A 21,864-nucleotide genomic window follows, 5' to 3' on the forward strand; every position below is an offset into this window, starting at 1 on the left:
GCAATCACCGGAACCGAACTCCGGGCGACCCCGAAGCTATAAAAACTCAAAAAATTATCTATCTATTGAATGAACACAGAATCATTCACGCTGTACTCCATGCCTGACAATTATGAATTGTGCTACAGGCAGGTCTTGTTACAACTTTAGACTATATCCCGAAAATTCAAAGTTTTTGGCAAAGGAATATTACAAAAATAGCAAAAACAGCCCTTGTAACACTTCACATTAGCTATATGAGAGGGTTACAGGAAGGAGATCAAGAGGAAACAGGACGGTTGGCTATACCATGCGGGACATGACCGGTTGCAACATGTTCGCGAGCAGACTCGCAATGCATGGGCTGGTCATCAAAAAATACGTCTGCACCATAGGCTTTCAGGAAACTCCCTTTTGATAAACCGCCCAAAAACAACGATTCATCAATCCGGATATTCCATGCACGCAATGTACGGATAACCCGTTCATGCGCAGGTGCCGAGCGCGCCGTTACCAGCGCGGTGCGTATGGGGCAATTCTCACCGAACTCTGCTTGCAAGTTATGTAACGCAGCCAGAAATTGCTTGAACGGACCACCGCTGAGTGGTTGTTTTGCAGCAGCCTTTTCACTTTCTGTGAACGCAGACAATCCTTGCAGTTTGAATACTTGCTCAGCCTCATCTGAAAAAATAACTGCATCGCCATCGAATGCAAAACGCAATTCATCTTCATTTTCAACTTGATTATTGGATGCAATCAAGGTTGCTGCGGCCATCCCATGATCCAATGCTTGCCGGACATCTTCAGGCTCTGTTGATAAAAATAAATGGCAACCAAAGGCAGAAGCATAACGGTAAGGCGATGTACCACCACAAAATGCCGCGCGACTGATTTTCAATCCGTAATGTTCTACCGAATTGAATACACGCAAACCGGTATCGGCGCTGTTGCGCGACAACAAAATCACCTCAACCAATGGCTCACCACCAAGACGCTCATTCAAGCGCAATAATTTTTTCACCAAGGGGAAAGCATCGCCAGGCTCCAACACCTCATCTTCATGATCGATCTGGTATTTTGCATAGGCTTCCAAGCCTTGGTTGATATACACCTGATGACTCTCATCAAGGTTAAACAACGCACGCGATGATATTGCGATTACCAGCTTGTCACCAAAACCTTTGGGCATGTTTCACCTCTGAGCGACGTTAATAGCCGCGACAATTATTTCATCAATAATTCAAACGAATCAGCATCCAAATATGCTGGAAAACGTTCGCGATAGCTGTGTAATTTATCCGCATGAAGTTCAACTGTGATGAGTTGTGCCTCCTGGCTGGTTGCAATCAATTCACCCGCTGCACTGTACACACTGGAATCACCGGCATAGTGCTGCCCTGCTTCATCCATTCCCACACGATTCACGCCCACAACATAACTTAAATTTTCAATGGCGCGCGCTTGCAACAATCGGTTCCAATGCAATGCCCGAGCACTTGGCCAATTGGCCACATATATCGCCAAATCATAATCGTTGCGATTGCGGCTCCACACTGGAAAACGCAGGTCGTAGCAAATCAACGGCAAAATTCGCCACCCTTTAAGCTCAACCACTATGCGCTGATTTCCCATCGCATAACGTGTGTGTTCGCCGGCCATGCGAAACAAATGACGCTTGTCGTAATGTGTATAGGTTCCGTCAGGGCGCATCCACACCATGCGATTAAAAAATTGGTCACCCTCTTTCACCACCAAGCTACCCGTAATGACAGCCTTGTGGCGCGATGCGTGTTGGTGCATCCATTGATATGCACGGCCATCGACTTGTTCAGCATAATTACGCGCGCCAGCACAAAAACCGGTGGTAAAGACTTCGGGCAAAATAATTAAATCTGTTGATGACAGAGTTTCCAGCTCGGCTGATAACACATCGAGATTTTTTTGGGGATCGTTAGGCTCTATCACCTGTTGCACCAGCGTAACCGTTACATTATCCATGATGAGGATGCCCCACAGCGTCAGATGAAGGATACAACCACACAACGCAAAGCACGGCTGCCAGTAGTACCGCAGCCGCAGCCAACGTGTAGGTCATTGCCGCACTATAATCCCAGAGCAAGCCGCCAATCAATGCACCTGCTGCACCGCCTGCACCAAAACCCAATGAGCTATACATAGCTTGCGCTTGGCCCTGATGCGATCCTTGAAAATGAATACGTATCCACTCAATAGCAGCCGCATGGGCAATACCAAAACTGCATGCGTGCAAGAGCTGCGCAAACAATAAAATTGCCAGCGAATCCGCATAAAACCCAATCAACAACCAACGAACTGCAGTGGCTACCAGACTGAATATCAATAAATGGCGCAAACTGAATTGCGGCAATAACCGGTGCATCACAATAAAAATAGCAACTTCAGCCAACACCCCCAACGCCCACAGTAAACCGGCCGCAGTGCTGGTATAAGCGTAATTTTCTACCAAATATAGTGTGTAAAAGGTGTAATAAGGCCCATGGCTTAATTGCAATAGAAAACTGGCTACTAAAAAACACAGCATGCCCGGCTGCAACACCAACTGTAAAAAGCCACCACGGGCAGTGTCCGATTTTTTGATACTCGCATCCTGCAAACTTAGACTGGAAAGCCAAATTAAAATCAGAAATGTCAGGATAAAAAGCGGGAGATAACGCACCGGCAAAACATCAAATACCAAACCCAATCCCACCACCGCAGCAATAAAACCAAGCGAGCCCCACAAGCGGATTTGGCTGTAACGATGATAATTATTGCCGAGATAACCCAGGGTGATTACTTCAAACTGCGGCAGCACAGCGTGCCAGAAAAAGGTGTAACAGCTCACCACTAACACCAGCCACCAATAGCGCTGGTCAAGCAAAATGCCCGCAAAAATAATACAGGCTGCAAAACTTCCCACGCGGATGATACGCAAGCGTTGGCGAGTATGATCAGCCAGCCAACCCCAGAAATTAGGGGCAATAATTCGCGTAGCCATAATGATGGCGCTGAGCACCCCAACATCTTGCGATGAATAACCCAAGTCTTTCAGGTAAACGCCCCAATAGGGAATCAGGGTGCCGACAACCGCAAAATAAAAAAAATAAAATCCGGAGAGACGCCAGTAAGGAATTGCTTGCTGCGCAAAAGAAAGAGACATAATCAGGCAACGGCGGAGTGGATCTGGCGCGGGTGGTTGCTTGTAACCCAACCAATCCGCGCACTGATAATTGAAATAGCGTGTATGTGCTATCGAACGTCTTTACTGCTAGGGTTTTACGCTGGCGGGGATTACCGGGATTGAATGTTTCACCGCACCGTTTTGTGCACGCTGGCGCAACAGGTGATCCATCAACACCAATGCCAGCATTGCCTCTGCAATTGGCGTTGCACGGATGCCAACACAAGGGTCGTGACGGCCTTTGGTAATCACCTCAACCGGATTGCCGTGCACATCAACACTGCGCCCGGGAATATGCAAACTTGAAGTCGGCTTCAGTGCGATATTGGCAATAATATCTTGCCCTGAAGAAATACCACCTAAAATCCCGCCCGCATTGTTGGATAAAAATCCTTCCGGCGTCATTTCATCGCGATGTTTGCTACCGCGCTGTTCAACAACCGCAAAACCTTCACCGATTTCTACGCCTTTCACAGCATTAATACTCATCAATGCATGGGCGATTTCTGCATCCAATCGATCGAAGATCGGCTCACCCAAACCTGGCGGAACATTGGTTGCCACAACGGTAATTTTTGCACCAATAGAATCCCCCTCTTTATTGAGGGCTTTCATAAATTCTTCCATCTCTGGCACTTTACTCGCATCAGGACAAAAGAATGGGTTTTGGTCTACCTGATCCCAATCTACAGTCTCGATTTTGATTGGCCCGAGTTGCGACAGATAACCGCGAACTTCAATACCGTGAAAATCTTTCAGGTATTTTTTTGCAATCGAGCCAGCTGCCACGCGCATCGCCGTTTCACGCGCCGATGAACGGCCGCCACCACGATAGTCGCGCACACCGTATTTTTGCATGTAGGTGTAGTCAGCATGTGCCGGACGGAATTGGTCTTTGATATTGGAATAATCTTTGGAGCGTTGATCGGTATTTTCAATCAGCATCCCGATAGGTGTTCCTGTAGTTTTACCTTCAAATACACCCGATAAAATTTTTACTGAGTCCTCTTCGCGGCGCTGGGTGGTATAGCGTGAGGTTCCAGGCTTACGGCGATCCAGATCGATCTGGATGTCTGCCTCCGTCAACTCCAAGCCGGGCGGGCAACCATCAACAATTGCACCCAATGCAATTCCGTGACTTTCGCCAAACGTAGTTACCGTGAATAATTTGCCGTACGTATTTCCAGACATTCGCTATTTCCAGAGGTCAGAATCCGGCACCGAAAAAGTCTGGTCGCCGGATGAGTAATTGGATAAATAAAAAGTGTGATGATTATACGTGAGTCACCGCCCAGACGCATCGCCATAGACCGTCTAAACCACACCCACCATTTGCGCGGTGCGCAACTGTTGTGCGGTCAATACAAATACGCCATGTCCGCCGTGCTCAAACTCTACCCATGTGAAAGGCAGTGCAGGATAGGTTTCAGCCAATGCGGGCCAGGAATTACCGACTTCAACCACCAAAAGCCCGTTCTCAGTCAAATAACCCGCCGCTTCTGTAAGCAATCGACGGGTAAAATCCAAACCGTCATCACCCGATGCCAAACCCAGCTCCGGTTCAGCATGGAATTCATCGGGCAAGCTCGCCATATCATCGGCATCCACATAAGGCGGGTTGGATACAATCAGATCAAACCTCTGCCCATGCAGGTTTTCAAACAAATCTGACTGCAACGCAAAGACGCGCTCGGTCAATCCATGCTGGGCTATGTTTTCTTCCGCAACGGCCAGAGCATCGAACGATATATCACTCAGTTGCACCGTCGCATCCGGAAACTGGTAAGCACAAGCGATACCGATACAACCGCTGCCAGTACAGAGATCCAAAATTTCACGTGGTTCTTGCGTGAGCCAAGGCGCAAAACCTTTTTCAATAAGCTCAGCAAGTGGCGAGCGTGGCACCAATACACGCTCATCGACCACAAATGGCAACCCGGCAAACCACGCCTGTCCAGTGATATAAGCAGCGGGAATCCGCTCCTCAATACGCCGCTGTATGTTGTTTACCACGAGCGCGCGCTCGTCGGAAATCAAACGAGCATCCAACCATTCATCGGACAAGGGCGGAACCATATGTAGCGCATGCAGAACCAATTGCTCTGCTTCATCCCAAGGATTGTTCGTGCCATGCCCGTAGAACAGTTTTGCTGCCATAAACTCGCTGGCAGCCCAACGCAAAAAATCCCGGATGCTGGATAACTCGGTACACGCCTGTTCAAACCGGCTGGATGGATGAGATGAGTGAGCCATTAAAATCCCCAAGAACAAAACAAATAAGTGCGCGCATTCTACCCAATTCATCGGGTAAATCAGGATTTATGTTTTCGCGATAGTCGCTGAAAGCGGTAAACTGCCGTTTTGTATTCGGCAGCCACGATATTGCCGCTTGAGGAGCTTTCAATGAGAGAACATTTTGCCAACATAATCGCCGGGATCGGTGAAGACTTAACCCGCCCTGGCCTATTGGATACACCCGACCGCGCCGCAAAAGCCTTCCAATTCCTAACCCGCGGCTATAACCAGACGCTGGATGAAGTGGTCAATGACGCACTCTTCCCCTCTGACTCAGATGAAATGATTCTGGTAAAAGATATTGAACTCTACTCTCTGTGCGAGCACCACTTGCTGCCTTTCATTGGAAAAGCGCATGTTGCGTATATTCCAACAGGGAAAGTATTGGGGCTGTCAAAAGTCGCACGAATTGTGGATATGTTCGCCCGTCGCCTGCAGATTCAGGAACAGTTGACGGTACAGATCGCCGAATGCATTCAGGAAATTACCGGCGCATCCGGAGTGGGTGTCATTATTGAAGCCAAGCATATGTGCATGATGATGCGCGGCGTGGAAAAGCAAAACTCATCGATGAAAACCTCTGCTATGCGCGGCAGTTTCCGCAGCAGCCAGGCAACACGCAACGAATTTTTGTCGCTGATCCGCTAGGCCTTATCAATCTACCTTAACGATTTCTACCCGCGCGCTCCTGTCGCCTCTTCCGGCGGGAGCCAAGCTACCAAATCCATAACTACTGATGCGATCTGCAGATACACCTTGCTCCAGCAATTCCGCTTTTAACTGATCGGCATAAACAAGCGAATACTTTTGTTGTTGCGCCAACGATACCGGGGCATAGTCATGCCCAACCAGTGCGACCTTCCAATCAGGCTCAAGCGCCAATACATCCACCAATGCTTGAATGTGCGCAGGCTTTACCTGAACAGGCTTATCGGACTTAAGATTACTAACAATAAAATCCGGAAACATGTAATAACCATTCGTTAACAGGGATTTAATTATCGATTCCGGGCTTGAAGCGATGCCCACTTCAATCACTTTATCGGTATGTAACACATCAACTTGCAAATACACGCGTTTGTTGCCGCGCTGCACTGCATAAAGTGAAACGTAGAAAGGTTTTGCATCGGCGGTAATCACTTCATAGGCACCGTATTGTTGGTACTGATCCAATCCATACAGCTGCAAAATTTTGAAATGATTATTTGCCCAAGAGTTACTGGTACCGCAATCCCTGCTTTTGCAATGAAATAGCTCACGTACATTAAACGCGTATAATTGCTCTAAATAAAAATCAAATCCTTTGTTAGCACCATGGCCTTCGGGCAACTCCAAAGTATAACGCGCCAGCATGCCCGCCAGCCGCTGCTGGCGGTCAACGCGCCAACTACCTGCAATTTTTTTATAGCTGCTTAAAGCCAGTACATAATCATCATTAGCTGCAACGCTTTGGAACATAATCCGTGCATGCGGATAATGCTCTAGCGGTAACTCAGCAGCAGATAAAGGGAAGGATATAAGTGCAACAACAAAACTTGAAATGATTAAACGGAATTTCATAGGCTCTCACAACACATGATTCAACATTGACCGGCAAGCAATTGGTTAGCAATAAAATGCATTATTGTTTGGCTTGCCACTGTTTCACAAAAGAGGAAAAAAACAGATTGAGTTTTTCTGCAACTTTATCGACCTGTTGCTCCATATGTAAGTGGTGCCCGCCAGGCAACACTTCAAAATCAATATGAGGAAACTGTTTTACTTCATGTAAATAATTGGCATAAAGTTTTGGCAACCCATCTTCTGCAAGCAGCAGTTTTACAGGAGCAGACACCGCATTCACAAACGAACCCAACTGTTCTGCCGATAACTTGATAACCGATGGAGCTAATAAGCGAGGATCAGTACTCCACGAATAACCATCGCCCTTTGGTATTACACCACGCAATGTCAAAGCAGTCGCTGCAGCATTACTAAGCGGAAACATTCCACGTTCACGCGCCTTGATAGCAATTGTGAGATCGGGATACACCGACGGTGTTTTTTGTTGCTGTGCCCTGAGCCCCGTGATCGCCGCTGCTAATTGCCTGGGCGCATCCTGCGGTTTTGCGGGTTCAGGTAAAAGCCCTTCGATCAGGCCTAATGCAATAAAACGCTCAGGAAAAGCCCCTGCAGCAAGAGTGCCTATAATCGCCCCACGCGAATGCCCCAGAAGAACGAAGCGCTCCCAGCCCAAATAATCCGCCACCGCCAGAACATCATTAATATCATCCCAAGGTGTATAGGTCATTTGCCCTGGACGATGTGCGCTCTGCCCATGCCCAGCCATATCCAATGCAACGATATGAAGATCTTTTAGATGTGGTGCAAGCGCATAAAAACTGGAAGAGTTATCAAGCCAGCCATGTAAGGCCAAAACAGGCAAATGGTGCGAGCTCCCCCACTCTTGTGCAGCGAATTCCATACCGTTTACATTAAAAACCAACTCGCGAGGTTTAGTAGTTTGCGCCATAACATTCACTCAGGCGCATGCTCAATCCAGCGCACATTGCCAAGGCCTGCTGCGATCACATCCACTTCAATAGCGGCGAGAGAACTTGTTCCCATTGGGTAAAAATGATCGGCCTTGCCACATAACCTATTGACCAAGGTTCCCACTAACGGTTGATGAGTCACCAGTAAAACAGCATCGTTGCTCTCTAATAATGGCAGTTCCGCCAACCAATCCAACAAGAGCGAAGGATTTGCTTCAGGAATCAAGAGCGCTGTTGTTTGAATCGCCACTGTAGGAAAAAAAACCTGTGCAATTTCTGCAGTTTGCTGCGCGCGTATTAAGGGGCTTGCCCATATTTGTGATACACGCTTCATCCCATCTACACGCGTGCGCAACACAGCTGTTGTGTCACTGCGGCCTTTTGCAGTTAAAGCGCGAGCCTCATCCGTCGTTATCTGTGATTCTGCCTGCCCATGCCGCAAAAAATAAATAATCATTTACTCTGCTGCCTGATCCGGCGTATCGCTTAAGCTTTTAGGCGGCTCTTGTACGGCTGCCGTAGCAGTTTCAGGCTTATCCGGGACATCTTGTTTTACGGTAGGCCAATCAGCAAATGGAAAGGGTTTTTCTTCGCTGCTATAACACAAAAATTTCAACACATCATAAATATACGTTGATAACGAATGACCGAAACGACGCAAGTGCTGGTTATCTTCACCAGTGATAAGAGAAAACAAAAATTGTGCAGCAACCAAAACCCACATCACTACACTAGCCAACTGCAAAACCGCAGCAAATAACAACATAAACACCAAACGCAACCAATGCTTGCTGGATGTCAGATTGGATTTTAATTGCTCATTGTCCATCTCAATTACCTCTTAAATATTCAACATCATCCGCCTGTTCACCCACCATCAAACCATGAGCAACCTCAGCAATGGCTTTACCTTCAAATAAAACCGCATGGAGTCCAGACACCAACGGCATGTACACACCCAACTCATCTGCTTTATGTTTTACCTGATGAAGCGTGTTTACCCCTTCAGCGACTTGCCCTAAGGATGCAACGATCTCATCCAACTGCTTGCCTTGCCCTAAAGCAAACCCAACACGATAATTGCGACTCAAGTCAGATGTACAAGTCAGAATCAAATCACCCACACCGGCCAATCCTAAAAATGTCATAGGATTTGCACCCATTACCTGCGCAAAACGCCCCATTTCTGCAAGACTGCGAGTCAGTAACATTGCTTGTGTGTTATGCCCCGCCCCCAATGCAGCAGCCATCCCACAGATAATAGCGTAGATATTTTTGAGCGCACCGCCCAACTCAACACCGTAGCGGTCATGGTTGGCGTAGACCCGAAAACTGCGCGACTTCAAGGTTTGCTGGACACAATCAATCACTGCTTCGCTTTCACTGGCGATCACTGTGCCGGTTTGCTGCTGTTGTACGATTTCTTTAGCGAAGTTAGGCCCACTAAGCACCCCGATGTCATGACCGGGCAGCTCTTGCTCAAGGATTTGGCTCATCAGGGTAAAACCATGCCCCTCGGGCTCTATACCTTTAGCGGTACTTACCACCATAGTATTCGCACCTAACAGCGGCCTTATTTCTCGCACTACAGCGCGAAAGGAGTGACTGGGAATAGAAACAAATACCAGATTTGCGCCTGTAATCGCCTGCGTCAGATCAGCCGTTATTACCAGTTGTTCATGTAATTGATAACCAGGTAAATAGCGGGCATTTTGACGTTCCGATTGGCACTGCCTGGCCTGTTCCCCAGAGCGCATCCACAGATAAGTAGGATGATTGTTGCATGCAATAATATTGGCAATTGCCGTACCAAAACTCCCACCGCCCAGTACAGCAACTTTCAATCGTTCACTCATAGATAAACCCAATCATTCAATCAGAGAAAATTCACACACGCTTGTGTCACCTGTTACGAAATAAGATATATGACACACAAACTGTAACTTTTTTGCACAAAAACTTTCATCAAAAATTTGTCCACATTTTCTGTGGATAACTTAGTGGATAGTTTTTGGGAAACCACCCAAGAGGCCTATAAAATCTGAACCAGATACAAATTGACTATATTTTAACCTATTAAAAAATTTACTTATTTTTCAAAAGGTTACAAAAAAAAACAAGCAAAAAAGACCTTTTTTTCCAATTTTGCTCGTATCCTGAACGAGTTGTCTATTTAAGAGCATCAGGTGTGCATAAAGAGTTAGTGACCGTTAACCTTAAACCCTCGATAGACACGAAACATTCATATTGCAAGCTGATTTTTGATGAAAAGTTTGCCTCATTTTGAGCTCTAAGCGGTCACTCAGGGAATATTGTCACAACGACTTAATCAAGGTACAACCGTATAAGCTTATGCGGACTATTGGCGCCCAAACACACCGTAGCTGCCATCCGCATACAGTAACGGATTCACATCTACCTCATTTAAAATTACCTTGTGGATTGCCCCAATAATGATTTTATGGGTGCCATACGTTGTAACCTGGTCTGTCTGACAAATAAATACCGCCTGAGCATCCGACAACACTGGAAGTCCCGTATCGTCATTTTCCCAATTCCCTACCCCAAAACGATCCTGAGTTGGCGCACGGCCTGCACAGATATTGGAAACATCCTGATGCTCAGCGGACAGAACATTCACAGCGAATTGGCTCCCCAATGTAGCCAGATGCCCCTGCTGTGAGACAAGCTGATTGATACACACCAATAAAGAGGGGGGAGAATCAGAAACAGACGTCACGGATGAAACCGTCATTGCAAACCGTTGTTGATCAGCAAGAGTAGTAGATAGAACACACACACCTGACGCCAACCGACGCATCCCAAGTTTCATCGCAACAGCTAAATCATTGTTTTGCATAAAGTCTCCCAAACAGGTAATCGCGTATTCTGACGAGCCGATGCTACACACACAAGCCCGATGACCAGAGTGACACAAAGATGGATATTGAGGGCAATAGGCAAAACACAATCAGCGACAAGATTAAAAGCTATAAGCAAAACCCCGTATCTCTGTCGTGAACAAGATGCAAGAGAACAATTAATCCGCAAGCATTGAATAGTAGCTGTACAAGCTGGCTAGATTTTAACTGACAGAGCTAAATATTTTATTTTGTTGTGTTTTTTCCGTTGACGAGTCTAAGTCTCATCGCTAATATGCGCACCACTCGAAACGCAGTCTGTTTTGAGTCGTCGGAGTGTAGCGCAGCCCGGTAGCGCGTCTGTTTTGGGAGCAGAATGTCGGGGGTTCGAATCCCTCCACTCCGACCATTTTTAACCTGACCTGCGAAGGTTTTTTCCAGCATGCGCCCGTAGCTCAGCTGGATAGAGCACCCGCCTTCTAAGCGGGTGGTCGCAGGTTCGAATCCTGCCGGGCGCGCCATTTGGGTATAGCTTCATTCGCCCAGCATCCTCTCAGTAAATTGACGTTTTGAGAAAAATCTCATTACCGATACTTTTTTGCTACGGTGGCTGTAGCTCAGTTGGTAGAGCCCTGGATTGTGATTCCAGTGGTCGTGGGTTCGAACCCCATCAGCCACCCCAATCCTCAAATAGAGCATTTCAATAGAACAATTCACTTGTCAAACTCTAATAGCTATTAGCGCCACCCATCTTCTTTCATTCTAAACACACCGATTCAGAATCAATAAACTTGGCGATACCCTCTCACTGTGGGAAAATGCGCGACCTCAAAATTTACCCTCTTCATTTATCACACAGGTAATTAGCGCCCATGTCCGCACTTGTATTGGATGGCAAAGCCCTTGCCGAAAAAACTGAACAGGAACTCTCTGCTCGCGTTGCTGCACTAAAAACGCGCAGTAATGGTCAAACTCCCATTTTGGCAACTATTTTAGTTGGCGATGATCCAGCTTCAGCAACTTACGTGAAAATGAAGGGTAATGCCTGTACCCGTGTTGGCATGGAATCGCTGAAGGTGGAAATGCCTTCATCTACTACCACCGAACAGTTGCTTGCCAAAATCCAGGAGTTGAATAGCAACCCAAATGTGCACGGCATTCTGCTGCAACATCCCGTACCACATCAAATTGATGAGCGCTTGTGTTTTGATGCAATCAGCGCAGAAAAAGATGTGGATGGCGTAACCTGCCTTGGCTTTGGTCGCATGAGCATGGGCGAAGAAGCTTACGGCTGCGCGACACCAAAGGGCATTATGCGCCTGCTAGAAGCTTACGGAATTGAACTCTCAGGCAAACATGCCGTCGTGGTAGGCCGGAGCCCTATCCTGGGTAAACCTATGGCATTGATGCTACTGAATGCCAACGCCACTGTTACCATCTGCCATTCACGCACACAAAACTTACCTGCGTTAATCAAACAAGCCGATATTCTGGTAGGTGCTGTTGGCAAACCAGAATTTATTAAAGCTGAATGGATTAAAGACGGCGCTGTTGTAGTGGATGCAGGCTATCACCCCGGTGGTGTGGGTGATATCGAATTGAAGCCGTTGGTTGATCGTGTTGCTGCTTACACACCTGTTCCTGGTGGCGTTGGTCCAATGACAATCAACACCCTGATTTACCAAACCGTAGACTCAGGTGAAAAGAAAATAGGTTAACTATTCTTTAACAAAATACAAAAAGCAGGCATATGCCTGCTTTTTTATTTGTAGCTCATAACAATATGAACAACACACTACCGATCATTTACCGCGATGACCATCTGGTTGCCATCAATAAACCAAGTGGTTTATTGGTTCATCGCAGCGAAATTGATCGCCACGAAACACGTTTTGCCGTGCAATTATTGCGCGATCAAATTGGGCAAATGGTTTATCCCATTCATCGCTTGGATAAACCCACATCCGGTGTACTGGTATTTGCGCTCTCATCAGATATTGCACGGCAATTGGGGGATATTTTTACTCGCCACGCCTTGACCAAAACTTACGTAGCACTAGTGCGCGGCTTCGCTCCCGAGCAAGGAATTATTAACCATCCGCTAACTGAAGAGCTGGATAAATATACGGATAAAAAAGCGCGCACTGACAAGCCGGCTCAAGCCGCGCTTACGGAATTTAAAACACTGGCGCACATCGAATTTCCGTTTAGTATCGATAAGTATCCTTGCACCCGCTATTCACTGGTTGAATGCACCCCAAAGACCGGGCGCAAGCATCAAATCCGCCGCCACATGAAACATATCAGTCACCCCATTATTGGCGATGCAAAACACGGCAAGGGAATACACAATCGGTTTTTCAGTGAAAAATTCAATTGCACCGGACTCATGCTAGCCGCAACCGGATTGCAATTCACCCACCCTGTAACAGCAGAGGCGATTAGCCTTGTAGCGCCGCTAGAGGAAAAATTTTCCCGGATATTGCGCGAATTTAACTGGGATCAAACTGTACCCTCATCTTGGCTGGAACCACTTTAATGATGCGACTCGATAAATTTCTCAGTCAATACACGGACTATTCTCGCTCACAAATACAACAGCTGATCAAAGCAGCGCGGGTGACGGTGAATGGCGAGATCATTCGCAAGTCCGACAGCAAGCTGAGTGGTAATGAACAAGTAATGTTGGATGACCAGCACATCCAGGCATTTATTCAGCGATATTTTATGCTGCATAAACCATCAGGCTATGTGTGCGCTAATAGCGATAGCGATCATCCTGTTGTAATTGATTTGCTCGATGTGCCACGTAAAAACGATCTACAAATTGCAGGCCGTTTGGATATCGATACGACAGGCCTGGTGTTGATTACCGATGATGGTCAGTGGAACCACCGTATTACCGCTCCCAGGCAGGAATGCGCAAAAGTTTACCTCGTTACTACCGCCGACCCGATATCCAATGATGCCATTCAACGTTTTGCTGAAGGTGTTCAATTGCATGGTGAAAAAAACCTGACCCGCCCGGCTCATATAGAATTGATAGGCTCGCACTCAGCCCGCTTACGTATTCATGAAGGGAAATATCATCAAGTTAAAAGAATGTTTGCTGCACTAGGTAATCGCGTAGTGAAGTTACATAGGGAAAGTATTGGTGGCATATTACTGGACCCACAACTTGCACCAAGTGAATATCGCCCACTCGCCACGCACGAAATCAACGAGGCACAGCAATGAGCGACCAAGCATTAGACTGGATGGTCAACACCCTGCACGCACTACCAACGTCACCAGAACAACAGCTTGTCTGGTGCATTGACGAAAACGCATTACATGGCATCCCCGATTTACCGCACAAACACCTACAGCTGATCACCAATCGCTGGGATATTGCAGAGCAAGCCAACGCAAATTCCCTGCAAGTGCAATTTAATGATTTCGATTTTAGTGGGCATGAAGATAACTCCGTTGACGTTTTTTTTTATCGTGTCTCAAAAGAAAAGCCACTGGTCCATCACCTACTCAATCAAGCATGGCGCTGCCTAAAGCCTGGTGGGCAGCTTTATGTGTCAGGTTTCAAAAACGATGGAACCAAGACTTATATAGAAAAAATTGCCAAACTCATGCAGTGCGATAAAAACACAAAAAAAAATGGCCAAATCTATAGCGCACGCCTGATTAAAAATGCCGGATTCGATCCACAGATTCAGCTGGATAACAGCGATTATAGAAACCTGCGCCCTATTGCAACGGATTCGGGCTTGGCACTGCTCAGCAAGCCGGGGCTGTTTGGCTGGAATAAAATTGATGCTGGTAGTGCCCTGCTGATTGAATACCTGCCACAAGCCCTTAATAACCGCCCTACTCCTGAATCTTGCCTTGATTTGGGATGCGGGTATGGCTATTTGACTATCGCGGCCTCCAAAATCCTGGACATCAACGCATGGTTAATGACAGATAACAACAGCGCAGCACTTGCTGCTGCCGCGGAAAACCTCAAGATCAACAATCTCACCGGCAGGGTCATTGCAGCGGACGCGGGTCAGGGCATTCAAGAAAAGGTGGATTTATTACTCTGTAACCCTCCTTTTCATCAGGGGTTTAACATTGATGGAGACCTTACTGACAAATTCCTCCACAACGCCCAGCGGCTACTGGCCCCAAGAGGAATTGCACTTTTTGTGGTCAATCAGTTTATCCCCCTGGAACGAAAAGCTACCTCGCTCTTCAATGAGATAAAAACACTGGCCGATAACGGTAGTTTTAAGGTCATTAGTTTGGCCAATTAATACGCCATCCAAAACACCATCGAACAGCAGTGACTAGCAAAAACACAAGCTGGGGAATTAATAGACAGCTTTGAATTTATTGGTATTTTTTCAGGTCATAGGCACTAAAAAAGGGTTGACCAACGAAAGTCGCCTCTATATGATGCGCTCCACTTCCAAGCAGGAAGTCACCGATCCGCCTTAGCTCAGTCGGTAGAGCAAATGACTGTTAATCATTGGGTCGCTGGTTCGAGTCCAGCAGGCGGAGCCAGAATTAAACGAAAAAGGCTGCATGAATATGCGGCCTTTTTTGTGCGCGAGAGTTTTATCATCGCAACTAACCTTCGACAATTGCAGCACCGTTGTTAGGTTCCGATAATCATTCCCCCCACCCTCAATGGAGCATCTTATGTTTAAAGTGAACGAATACTTTGGTGGCGCAGTTAAATCTATCGCTTTCCAAACCGAAACCCTGCCTGCCACTATTGGTGTGATGGCAAAAGGTGATTATGAGTTTGGCACTAGCCAAAAAGAATACATGACTGTTGTAAGTGGTAGCTTGACCGTTGTGTTACCGGGTAGCGACAAGGCAGAAACATTCTCGGCCGGCCAGACATTTATTGTTGAAGCAAACCAACGCTTCAAAGTGTCTGCAGATGTAGAAACATCTTATCTCTGTAAATACGAATAATAATATCTGCGATAAACGACTAAACAAAAAGGACGCAAATGCGTCCTTTTTGCATTTTATCGTATCGCTTTTTCGCGACAAATCGTTCAAAAAGTCCCTTTAAAATATCGCACAACCGATTGACCAATAGCTAGTGCATCGCTATCATGCGCGCCTCTTCAGAATGAAGGGAATAATTCCGCCTTAGCTCAGTCGGTAGAGCAAATGACTGTTAATCATTGGGTCGCTGGTTCGAGTCCAGCAGGCGGAGCCAGAGTTCAATAAAAAAGGCTGCATAAATTGCAGCCTTTTTTATTTGCCATCATTGTTTATTTTATCACTGCTCAATTGTTGTGACTTTTTGTTGTGGCTTTACGTCACCTGACAATTCATCCCCTTCCGGGCATGCGGTAAATTTTTCTTGTGGTTGATCAAAAAACCTATCCAAATTTTCCAATAAACACACATCGCTTGCCAACACAGCATGTGCCACTTGTTGGCGAACTCGCAATTGGGTTTGTGGCCATTGTTGCTGAACAGCTTGCGCCCAGCCGACAGGCGTGACGGGGTCCAAAGCTCCTGCCAACATGAGAGTAGGCACCTTGGGTTCCACTGCACGCAGGGACGATTCACTTTGCAGCTTATGACAAAGCTGGTAGCGCCATTGATCACGCGTGTAATTCTGTAAGAGTGGATAGCGCGTGAGCTCAGCAATAAAATTTGCTTCAGCTTGCACAGGATTATCAGCGCAATCTACTGCTGTAAAAGTCAGGCTATTAAAGTCACTGCTCATACTTTGATTTACGTAAGGCTCTATCAATGGCTTTAATAGTGACGTTCGGCGCTCACGAACAGCATGTATTGCATCAATTATTTTTTGCCAATCGGCTGGATTGTAAACAGCAGCAAATGTTGCCGATACAAACCGATGGTCATTGACTACAAACGTCACTGGAGCTTCGCCATCCCATCGGGGCACAGTCAACGTAAGTGGTTCAATTTGCAATTGTGAAAGCACACTTAAAAATTGCTGTTCAATAGGCTCATGACTTCCCAATTGCTCGACGCAGTTTTGTTGCATTGAACAGCCGTTAAAAAAATGCTTAAGGCCATCATCTAACATTTGAGGCCAAGTTTGCACACCGCCAAACCCTGCAGGATAAACTGAGTCCAACACCATCGACTTTAGTTTTACTGAATGATGGTATTGCTGTTCCTGATGTGCGACCTCAAGCGCAAGGCGAGTACCGTAAGAAACGCCAAGAATATTCCACTCGGGATAACCCAATTCCACCATCAACGCACGCACATCTTGCGCGGACTTTTGTGTGCTGAAATTACGATGATCCAATGCCGGGTCAATATTCACTGCTTTCGCAAAACATGTAGACGCAACATCAAAACCCTGCGACAACTCATCACGCAGGGAGGTATTTTTTTTCAATAACTGTTGATTAAATTGATTGTATTCACTGCAAACCAATGCTGGTTTGCTGCGCCCGGTACCACGAGTATCCAGCAAAATCAGATCGCGTTGCAATTGGGCAAAACGCATCCAACTTAGCCATTGCTTGATGCCGTCGTTGTGCAAACGCGCACCAGCACCAGGGCCACCCTGTAAATACACTACAGGATCAGCGCGAACTTGCTCTGCATCACTATGCAAAATTACGACAGGCAAAATAAATCGACCATCATTATGAGGTGTATGCAGTTCACCACAGGTGATGGTCGCAGTCCAATCAGCGTCAAACCAACAGGCTGTTTTAAAAAAACGATACTTATTTTCTTCAACAGTCGCGGTCGAGCGATCCGCAGTTGCGGATTGGAAATAAAAAATATATCCAGCTATTACGGCAACCAATAGAGCGAGCAAGAATGCAAACCAGTTCTTCACCTGTAACATCAATTCGCACCCGCTATTTGCGGCCACAGCAATAACCACGGCTCTTGCCATTCTGCGATTGCCGAAACAAAAGACTCATTAGCAAAATAATCCCCTTCACGAGGCATTTGCGTGTAACGGTAATGAGTTCCATTGATAAAAAAAGCAATACTGAATGCATGTAAATAACAGCGATCTACAGTCGCGGCAAGTTGTGAGTCACCATATAAAAAATCGCCCGCAATCGGAGCACCAATACTTTTCAATGCAACACGGATTTGATGTGTTTTACCGGTATGAGGCTTGATAATAAATAAGCGCCGCCCAGCAGCAATGCTTTTACTAAAAAATTGTGTCACCGCAGGAGTTTCAGATGTAGACAGCAATTTATAAGCGCCCCGCCGCGAGGGTGCCATATCACCTTTTATCAAGCCTTGTTTTTTGATCGGTTTTTTATTGCTGATCGCAAGATAATATTTTTCAATCTGGCGCTGACTAAATGCATTCACCAATTGGCGATTCACTTCTGCCGTTTTTGCCATCACCAATACACCAGACGTCACTTTATCCAAACGGTGTACTGGATATAACTCACTAAAACCTTCGCGTTGTTTGACGGTTTCAAATAATCCGGGCTCGCCATTTTCGGAGTGGAAACTGGAATCAGGTTTTTTGTAGATCACCACAAAATCCGGATTATTTTCGATTACATCATACATAGCTCAAACTCTAATCAATCTGGAAGTGAGGGTAACAGCCATAGAATCTTTCGGCTATAAAAAATAAAGATTTGCGCCTTAAAAAACTAATCGGATGCTAGCGCAGAATATTGCTCTGGCTATAATTAGTTTAGGTGTCCGTTTTGGTTGTCGTTATGACGGGTTTTCCCTAAGAGCGCTTATGTCAGTGCTCCATGTTTTATGTTGTGCCCAGCTTTCAACGTAACTGCTGAAGCGCCAGAGGCCAAGTAAACAAACCAATCACCTGCAACCAACGGACACCTTAATTAACTTTTTTCATTTAACCCTTGAATACTGACATCTGTCAGGAAATCGTTAATTTCTATTTCATGTTTCCCGAACTGGAAATTGCATTCATTTGCAATTTCCAGAGTGCTTATTTAACCCTTATGTTACTAACGTCCATTCTATTTCCGCCTATAATCATTCACTTTTGAGCACTCTAGCCCTCCGTTTTTCCTATGAGCGACCCAGATACCGACAAATATCGACAACAGCATAAGCTGCGGCTCAGCTATATGCCTTGGCTTTATGCACGGCTAAAACCTGCCCAGAGGCTCTGGGCGCAAGCCTGGCAGGAGGAGTGGCAGGCGTATTTGATGGCAATGGAAACCATCTCGATCGGTAAAAACTGTTTCATCGCTCCGGAAGCCCGCCTGTTTGCTGAACCGGGGCGTGCGATAGTGATTGGGGATGACTCGTATATTGCCGCGGATACCGTACTTCATGGTCCAATAACCATGGGCAATGGGGTATCTATTAATCATCACGTTAGCCTGGATGGAGGCCGCAAGGGCATTGTTATTGGCGATAACACCCGCATCGCCGCTTACAGTTATGCCTACGCATTTAATCATGGCATAGAGATGACGCAACTAATCAAAGACCAACCGGTCAGCTCAAAAGGTATACGTATCGGTTGCGATGTATGGATTGGTGCCAATACCGGTATTGTGGACGGTGTGGAAATTGGCGACCATGCCGTCGTCGGTATGGGAAGTCTGGTTACCAAATCAGTGGCGCACTTTAGCAAAGTCGCCGGCAACCCTGCCCGTATTATTGGTAGCCGAACCTCGGTACAAAATCATTTATCCCCAATTCATGACTTGGAATAACTGCAGATGATGAATTCACATTGGGCGCTTACCGTCCTTACTTGGCTTGAAGTTATTTTTATTGCCGCAATTGGCATTATTTTATTAGCCGTAATCGTGATGTATATCGTCGATATCAGCCAAAGCACGCATGCTATACGTAAGAACTACCCTGTTATCGGACGATTCCGTTATTTTTTTGAACACTTGGGCGAATTTTTTCGTCAATATTTTTTTGCACATGACCGTGAGGAGATGCCATTCAATCGCGCTGATCGCTCGTGGGTTTATCGCGCAGCCAAAAATGTTGATAGCAATATTGGTTTTGGCTCAACACTGGATTTAAGCAAACCCGGCACACTGCTTTTCTTAAACTCTGCATTCCCCATTATGGAAAGTGATGCGTTGATTCCCGCACCTGTCACCGTGGGTCCATTTTGCAAAAATCCCTATACGACCCATTCGATTTTTAATATTTCCGGCATGAGTTATGGTGCAATTTCACGCCCAGCCATCGTTGCACTCTCACGCGGTGCAGCAAAAGCCGGTTGTTGGTTGAATACTGGCGAAGGAGGTTTGTCACCGTATCATTTGGAAGGCGGCTGCGATTTGGTATTCCAGATAGGTACTGCAAAATACGGGGTGCGCGATCTGAACGGTAATTTAAGTGATGCGCGCTTGCTGGAACTCGCAGCGCTTGCGCAAATCAAAATGTTTGAAATCAAATTAAGCCAGGGCGCAAAACCCGGCAAAGGCGGCATATTGCCTGCCGAAAAAGTCTCCGCTGAAGTGGCGGCCATTCGCGGTATTCCAGAAGGCCAGGCCTCCATTAGCCCCAACGGCCACACCGATATCCGCTCTGTTGTTGATTTACTGAAGATGATTAACCACATCCGCCATGTGACAGGAAAACCCGTTGGTTTCAAAGCAGTGCTGGGAGAAAAAAACTGGTTAATTGATTTGATCAACGAAATCCGGGTACAAGGCATTGAAGCAGCGCCTGATTTTATTACGCTCGACAGCGCTGATGGAGGCAGCGGTGCGGCACCACAACCATTAATGGATCATGTCGGCCTCCCTATCAAAGAAAGCTTGCCATGGGTCAGCGCGCTGCTTGCAGAGGCAGGCTTAAAAGACCGCATAAAATTGATCGTAGCGGGTAAATTAGTCACCCCGCATATGGTTGCCTGGGCACTCGCCAGTGGTGCAGATTTTGTTAATAGTGCCCGCGGATTTATGTTCGCACTTGGTTGTATCCAGGCATTGCAATGCCACAAAAACACCTGCCCTACCGGTATCACAACTCACAATGAACAATTACAAAAAGGGCTCAACCCCGCCGATAAAACAGAGCGTGTTGCCGCCTACCAAAGCAATATGACCAAGAGTGTTTGCATGATCGCGCACTCATGTGGCCTTGCAGAACCACGACAATTGAAAAGCGAACATATTCATATCGTTAATGCGAATGGATTTTCGGTTCCGCTGAGTGATGTCAATCCGCAGCCACTGATTTTTAACAATACAGGCGCGCGCGCTGACACCACTGAAACAGTGACTAAACACTAAATACACCTGAATGATCTCCAATCCTGAATGATCTTCAATAAAGCCGAGAGGACACAATGAAACTGATTTATTCCTTTATTGCATTGGCACTCTTATCGCCAACACTGTTTGCACAATCACCAATGAATGTAGTGGGTAATTCGACCCTGCAAGCCTCATCCCAAAAAGAACCGGTAATCACCGAGCTTAGCTGGATGGATCAAAGTCGGATGGAAAAAGAAATCAATAGTGTCAATGAATTAGCACTGACAAAAACTGGCAACAAAATCAGACGCGACCTGAGCGATCTCGACACATTACAGCGCCTGGTCAATGACAGCCTTGTCGCCGCTGATGATTATGAAACCCAACAAGCCATGGGCGTAGTACTGGGCAATGTCATGCTGGCAGATTTTCCAAATACTTTTGAGTGGAAAACATACGAGGATGAAATCGGGCGCAGCCGCGCACTCTGCGTTAAAAAAACCAGCGACTGTTTGTTCCCTGTCACTATGCTGTCACGGCGCATGGAAGTTGGCGTGAAGCCAGACGTAAAAAAAATATACAACGATGCCATTATGTTGATGGAAAAACACTTGCCCAAATTGCCTTATGACGGCGGCATTATGTATAAACTCCCACGTCACTAACTACAATCCTCAGGGCCTGTGATACAAAACAAATTATTACAGGCCTCGCCTCTGTTTCACGCTTATTATTCTCGAATTGTCGATTTCCTGCTGACTCACTCGACTATTGACTGATCATTGAGCAAGTTGATCTGAAACCTG

At 46.4% G+C, this 21,864-nt stretch carries 22 protein-coding genes and 5 tRNA genes; 14 read left to right on the plus strand and 13 right to left on the minus strand.

From position 1 onward, the window contains the following. Positions 1-259: 259 nt before the first annotated feature. The 5 genes from B2739_RS17290 to prmB form a co-directional block, all read right to left on the minus strand. Positions 260-1,168: a 5'-nucleotidase gene (locus tag B2739_RS17290; RefSeq protein ID WP_331347083.1), complete on the minus strand. Its 909-nt coding sequence runs from the start codon at positions 1,166-1,168 to the stop codon at positions 260-262. A 35-nt stretch (positions 1,169-1,203) separates the two neighbouring features. Beyond that, positions 1,204-1,977 carry an amidohydrolase gene (locus B2739_RS17295; RefSeq protein WP_331347084.1) on the minus strand — a complete coding sequence of 258 codons (774 nt, stop codon included), beginning with the start codon at positions 1,975-1,977 and terminating at the stop codon, positions 1,204-1,206. Then, a complete protein-coding gene (locus B2739_RS17300) occupies positions 1,970-3,157 on the minus strand; it encodes an MFS transporter (RefSeq protein ID WP_331347085.1) in 1,188 nt (395 codons plus the stop codon). Before B2739_RS17300 ends, B2739_RS17295 begins: the two co-directional genes overlap by 8 nt. Before the next feature lie 108 nt (positions 3,158-3,265). After that, positions 3,266-4,369, minus strand: coding sequence for a chorismate synthase (aroC, locus tag B2739_RS17305; protein WP_049630002.1), 1,104 nt, complete (start codon positions 4,367-4,369; stop codon positions 3,266-3,268). A gap of 123 nt (positions 4,370-4,492) precedes the next feature. Continuing rightward, a complete protein-coding gene (gene prmB, locus B2739_RS17310) occupies positions 4,493-5,431 on the minus strand; it encodes a 50S ribosomal protein L3 N(5)-glutamine methyltransferase (protein ID WP_331347086.1) in 939 nt (312 codons plus the stop codon). Between the two features lie 150 nt (positions 5,432-5,581). On the opposite strand from prmB, the gene folE reads away from it, so the two are divergent. Further along, on the plus strand, positions 5,582-6,121 hold the full coding sequence (gene folE, locus B2739_RS17315) for a GTP cyclohydrolase I FolE (protein WP_331347087.1): 540 nt from the start codon (positions 5,582-5,584) through the stop codon (positions 6,119-6,121). Between the two features lie 6 nt (positions 6,122-6,127). Here the strand turns inward: folE and B2739_RS17320 are convergent, their stop codons facing one another. The 6 genes from B2739_RS17320 to B2739_RS17345 form a co-directional block, all read right to left on the minus strand. Then, the gene (locus B2739_RS17320) at positions 6,128-7,033 is read right to left on the minus strand and encodes a DUF4892 domain-containing protein (RefSeq protein WP_331347088.1); all 906 of its coding nucleotides are present in this window, start codon (positions 7,031-7,033) and stop codon (positions 6,128-6,130) included. A gap of 61 nt (positions 7,034-7,094) precedes the next feature. Continuing rightward, entirely contained in the window at positions 7,095-7,985 is an 891-nt protein-coding gene (locus B2739_RS17325; RefSeq protein ID WP_331347089.1) for an alpha/beta fold hydrolase, read from the minus strand. A 5-nt stretch (positions 7,986-7,990) separates the two neighbouring features. After that, the gene (gene sixA, locus B2739_RS17330; protein WP_331347090.1) at positions 7,991-8,464 is read right to left on the minus strand and encodes a phosphohistidine phosphatase SixA; all 474 of its coding nucleotides are present in this window, start codon (positions 8,462-8,464) and stop codon (positions 7,991-7,993) included. Further along, positions 8,465-8,836 carry a DUF4389 domain-containing protein gene (locus B2739_RS17335; RefSeq protein ID WP_331347091.1) on the minus strand — a complete coding sequence of 124 codons (372 nt, stop codon included), beginning with the start codon at positions 8,834-8,836 and terminating at the stop codon, positions 8,465-8,467. Position 8,837: 1 nt separating this feature from the next. Continuing rightward, positions 8,838-9,863, minus strand: a complete 1,026-nt coding sequence (locus B2739_RS17340; protein ID WP_331347092.1) for an NAD(P)H-dependent glycerol-3-phosphate dehydrogenase — start codon at positions 9,861-9,863, stop codon at positions 8,838-8,840. Positions 9,864-10,366: 503 nt separating this feature from the next. Continuing rightward, entirely contained in the window at positions 10,367-10,867 is a 501-nt protein-coding gene (locus B2739_RS17345; protein WP_331347093.1) for a flavin reductase family protein, read from the minus strand. A 333-nt stretch (positions 10,868-11,200) separates the two neighbouring features. Here B2739_RS17345 and B2739_RS17350 point away from each other — a divergent pair. The 10 genes from B2739_RS17350 to B2739_RS17395 all read left to right on the plus strand — a co-directional run bounded on the left by B2739_RS17350 (position 11,201) and on the right by B2739_RS17395 (position 16,080). After that, positions 11,201-11,277 (plus strand) — tRNA-Pro (locus B2739_RS17350). Positions 11,278-11,312: 35 nt separating this feature from the next. Continuing rightward, positions 11,313-11,389: transfer RNA gene (locus B2739_RS17355), tRNA-Arg, on the plus strand. A gap of 85 nt (positions 11,390-11,474) precedes the next feature. After that, positions 11,475-11,550, plus strand: a tRNA-His gene (locus B2739_RS17360). A 190-nt stretch (positions 11,551-11,740) separates the two neighbouring features. Next, complete coding sequence (gene folD, locus B2739_RS17365; RefSeq protein ID WP_331347094.1) at positions 11,741-12,586, plus strand: bifunctional methylenetetrahydrofolate dehydrogenase/methenyltetrahydrofolate cyclohydrolase FolD; 846 nt, start codon at positions 11,741-11,743, stop codon at positions 12,584-12,586. 32 nt (positions 12,587-12,618) lie between these two features. Continuing rightward, positions 12,619-13,407 (plus strand): tRNA pseudouridine(65) synthase TruC, encoded by a 789-nt coding sequence (gene truC / locus B2739_RS17370; protein WP_331347095.1) that lies wholly within the window; start codon positions 12,619-12,621, stop codon positions 13,405-13,407. A gap of 2 nt (positions 13,408-13,409) precedes the next feature. Beyond that, the gene (rsuA, locus tag B2739_RS17375) at positions 13,410-14,105 is read left to right on the plus strand and encodes a 16S rRNA pseudouridine(516) synthase RsuA (protein ID WP_414633242.1); all 696 of its coding nucleotides are present in this window, start codon (positions 13,410-13,412) and stop codon (positions 14,103-14,105) included. After that, a complete protein-coding gene (locus B2739_RS17380; protein ID WP_331347097.1) occupies positions 14,102-15,157 on the plus strand; it encodes a methyltransferase in 1,056 nt (351 codons plus the stop codon). Before rsuA ends, B2739_RS17380 begins: the two co-directional genes overlap by 4 nt. Before the next feature lie 174 nt (positions 15,158-15,331). Further along, positions 15,332-15,407 (plus strand) — tRNA-Asn (locus B2739_RS17385). A 138-nt stretch (positions 15,408-15,545) separates the two neighbouring features. Beyond that, complete coding sequence (locus B2739_RS17390) at positions 15,546-15,827, plus strand: pyrimidine/purine nucleoside phosphorylase (protein WP_049630015.1); 282 nt, start codon at positions 15,546-15,548, stop codon at positions 15,825-15,827. A 177-nt stretch (positions 15,828-16,004) separates the two neighbouring features. After that, positions 16,005-16,080: transfer RNA gene (locus tag B2739_RS17395), tRNA-Asn, on the plus strand. A 63-nt stretch (positions 16,081-16,143) separates the two neighbouring features. Here B2739_RS17395 and B2739_RS17400 read toward each other — a convergent pair. Further along, complete coding sequence (locus B2739_RS17400; RefSeq protein WP_331347098.1) at positions 16,144-17,712, minus strand: alpha/beta fold hydrolase; 1,569 nt, start codon at positions 17,710-17,712, stop codon at positions 16,144-16,146. After that, positions 17,712-18,410 (minus strand): TIGR01621 family pseudouridine synthase, encoded by a 699-nt coding sequence (locus tag B2739_RS17405; protein WP_331347099.1) that lies wholly within the window; start codon positions 18,408-18,410, stop codon positions 17,712-17,714. Before B2739_RS17405 ends, B2739_RS17400 begins: the two co-directional genes overlap by 1 nt. Before the next feature lie 482 nt (positions 18,411-18,892). Here B2739_RS17405 and B2739_RS17410 point away from each other — a divergent pair, with 482 nt between their 5' ends. From B2739_RS17410 to B2739_RS17420, 3 genes are read left to right on the plus strand one after another with little or no spacing between them, the layout of a single operon-like run. Further along, positions 18,893-19,546 carry an acyltransferase gene (locus B2739_RS17410; protein WP_331347100.1) on the plus strand — a complete coding sequence of 218 codons (654 nt, stop codon included), beginning with the start codon at positions 18,893-18,895 and terminating at the stop codon, positions 19,544-19,546. Positions 19,547-19,552: 6 nt separating this feature from the next. Next, positions 19,553-21,094, plus strand: coding sequence for an FMN-binding glutamate synthase family protein (locus B2739_RS17415; protein WP_331347101.1), 1,542 nt, complete (start codon positions 19,553-19,555; stop codon positions 21,092-21,094). A gap of 56 nt (positions 21,095-21,150) precedes the next feature. Beyond that, positions 21,151-21,723 carry a DUF3806 domain-containing protein gene (locus tag B2739_RS17420; RefSeq protein ID WP_331347102.1) on the plus strand — a complete coding sequence of 191 codons (573 nt, stop codon included), beginning with the start codon at positions 21,151-21,153 and terminating at the stop codon, positions 21,721-21,723. Positions 21,724-21,864: the final 141 nt, after the last annotated feature.

The organism is Cellvibrio sp. UBA7661 (genome assembly GCA_002483365.1).
In the GTDB taxonomy this organism is placed as follows: domain Bacteria; phylum Pseudomonadota; class Gammaproteobacteria; order Pseudomonadales; family Cellvibrionaceae; genus Cellvibrio.

Bases quoted from the DNA above. Each gene is read 5' to 3' on its own strand.
- B2739_RS17290 (WP_331347083.1), bottom strand. From the start codon at position 1,168: ATGCCCAAAGGTTTTGGTGACAAGCTGGTAATCGCAATATCATCGCGT.
- B2739_RS17295 (WP_331347084.1), bottom strand. From the start codon at position 1,977: ATGGATAATGTAACGGTTACGCTGGTGCAACAGGTGATAGAGCCTAAC.
- B2739_RS17300 (WP_331347085.1), bottom strand. From the start codon at position 3,157: ATGTCTCTTTCTTTTGCGCAGCAAGCAATTCCTTACTGGCGTCTCTCC.
- aroC (WP_049630002.1), bottom strand. From the start codon at position 4,369: ATGTCTGGAAATACGTACGGCAAATTATTCACGGTAACTACGTTTGGC.
- prmB (WP_331347086.1), bottom strand. From the start codon at position 5,431: ATGGCTCACTCATCTCATCCATCCAGCCGGTTTGAACAGGCGTGTACC.
- folE (WP_331347087.1), top strand. From the start codon at position 5,582: ATGAGAGAACATTTTGCCAACATAATCGCCGGGATCGGTGAAGACTTA.
- B2739_RS17320 (WP_331347088.1), bottom strand. From the start codon at position 7,033: ATGAAATTCCGTTTAATCATTTCAAGTTTTGTTGTTGCACTTATATCC.
- B2739_RS17325 (WP_331347089.1), bottom strand. From the start codon at position 7,985: ATGGCGCAAACTACTAAACCTCGCGAGTTGGTTTTTAATGTAAACGGT.
- sixA (WP_331347090.1), bottom strand. From the start codon at position 8,464: ATGATTATTTATTTTTTGCGGCATGGGCAGGCAGAATCACAGATAACG.
- B2739_RS17335 (WP_331347091.1), bottom strand. From the start codon at position 8,836: ATGGACAATGAGCAATTAAAATCCAATCTGACATCCAGCAAGCATTGG.
- B2739_RS17340 (WP_331347092.1), bottom strand. From the start codon at position 9,863: ATGAGTGAACGATTGAAAGTTGCTGTACTGGGCGGTGGGAGTTTTGGT.
- B2739_RS17345 (WP_331347093.1), bottom strand. From the start codon at position 10,867: ATGCAAAACAATGATTTAGCTGTTGCGATGAAACTTGGGATGCGTCGG.
- folD (WP_331347094.1), top strand. From the start codon at position 11,741: ATGTCCGCACTTGTATTGGATGGCAAAGCCCTTGCCGAAAAAACTGAA.
- truC (WP_331347095.1), top strand. From the start codon at position 12,619: ATGCCTGCTTTTTTATTTGTAGCTCATAACAATATGAACAACACACTA.
- rsuA (WP_414633242.1), top strand. From the start codon at position 13,410: ATGCGACTCGATAAATTTCTCAGTCAATACACGGACTATTCTCGCTCA.
- B2739_RS17380 (WP_331347097.1), top strand. From the start codon at position 14,102: ATGAGCGACCAAGCATTAGACTGGATGGTCAACACCCTGCACGCACTA.
- B2739_RS17390 (WP_049630015.1), top strand. From the start codon at position 15,546: ATGTTTAAAGTGAACGAATACTTTGGTGGCGCAGTTAAATCTATCGCT.
- B2739_RS17400 (WP_331347098.1), bottom strand. From the start codon at position 17,712: ATGTTACAGGTGAAGAACTGGTTTGCATTCTTGCTCGCTCTATTGGTT.
- B2739_RS17405 (WP_331347099.1), bottom strand. From the start codon at position 18,410: ATGTATGATGTAATCGAAAATAATCCGGATTTTGTGGTGATCTACAAA.
- B2739_RS17410 (WP_331347100.1), top strand. From the start codon at position 18,893: ATGAGCGACCCAGATACCGACAAATATCGACAACAGCATAAGCTGCGG.
- B2739_RS17415 (WP_331347101.1), top strand. From the start codon at position 19,553: ATGATGAATTCACATTGGGCGCTTACCGTCCTTACTTGGCTTGAAGTT.
- B2739_RS17420 (WP_331347102.1), top strand. From the start codon at position 21,151: ATGAAACTGATTTATTCCTTTATTGCATTGGCACTCTTATCGCCAACA.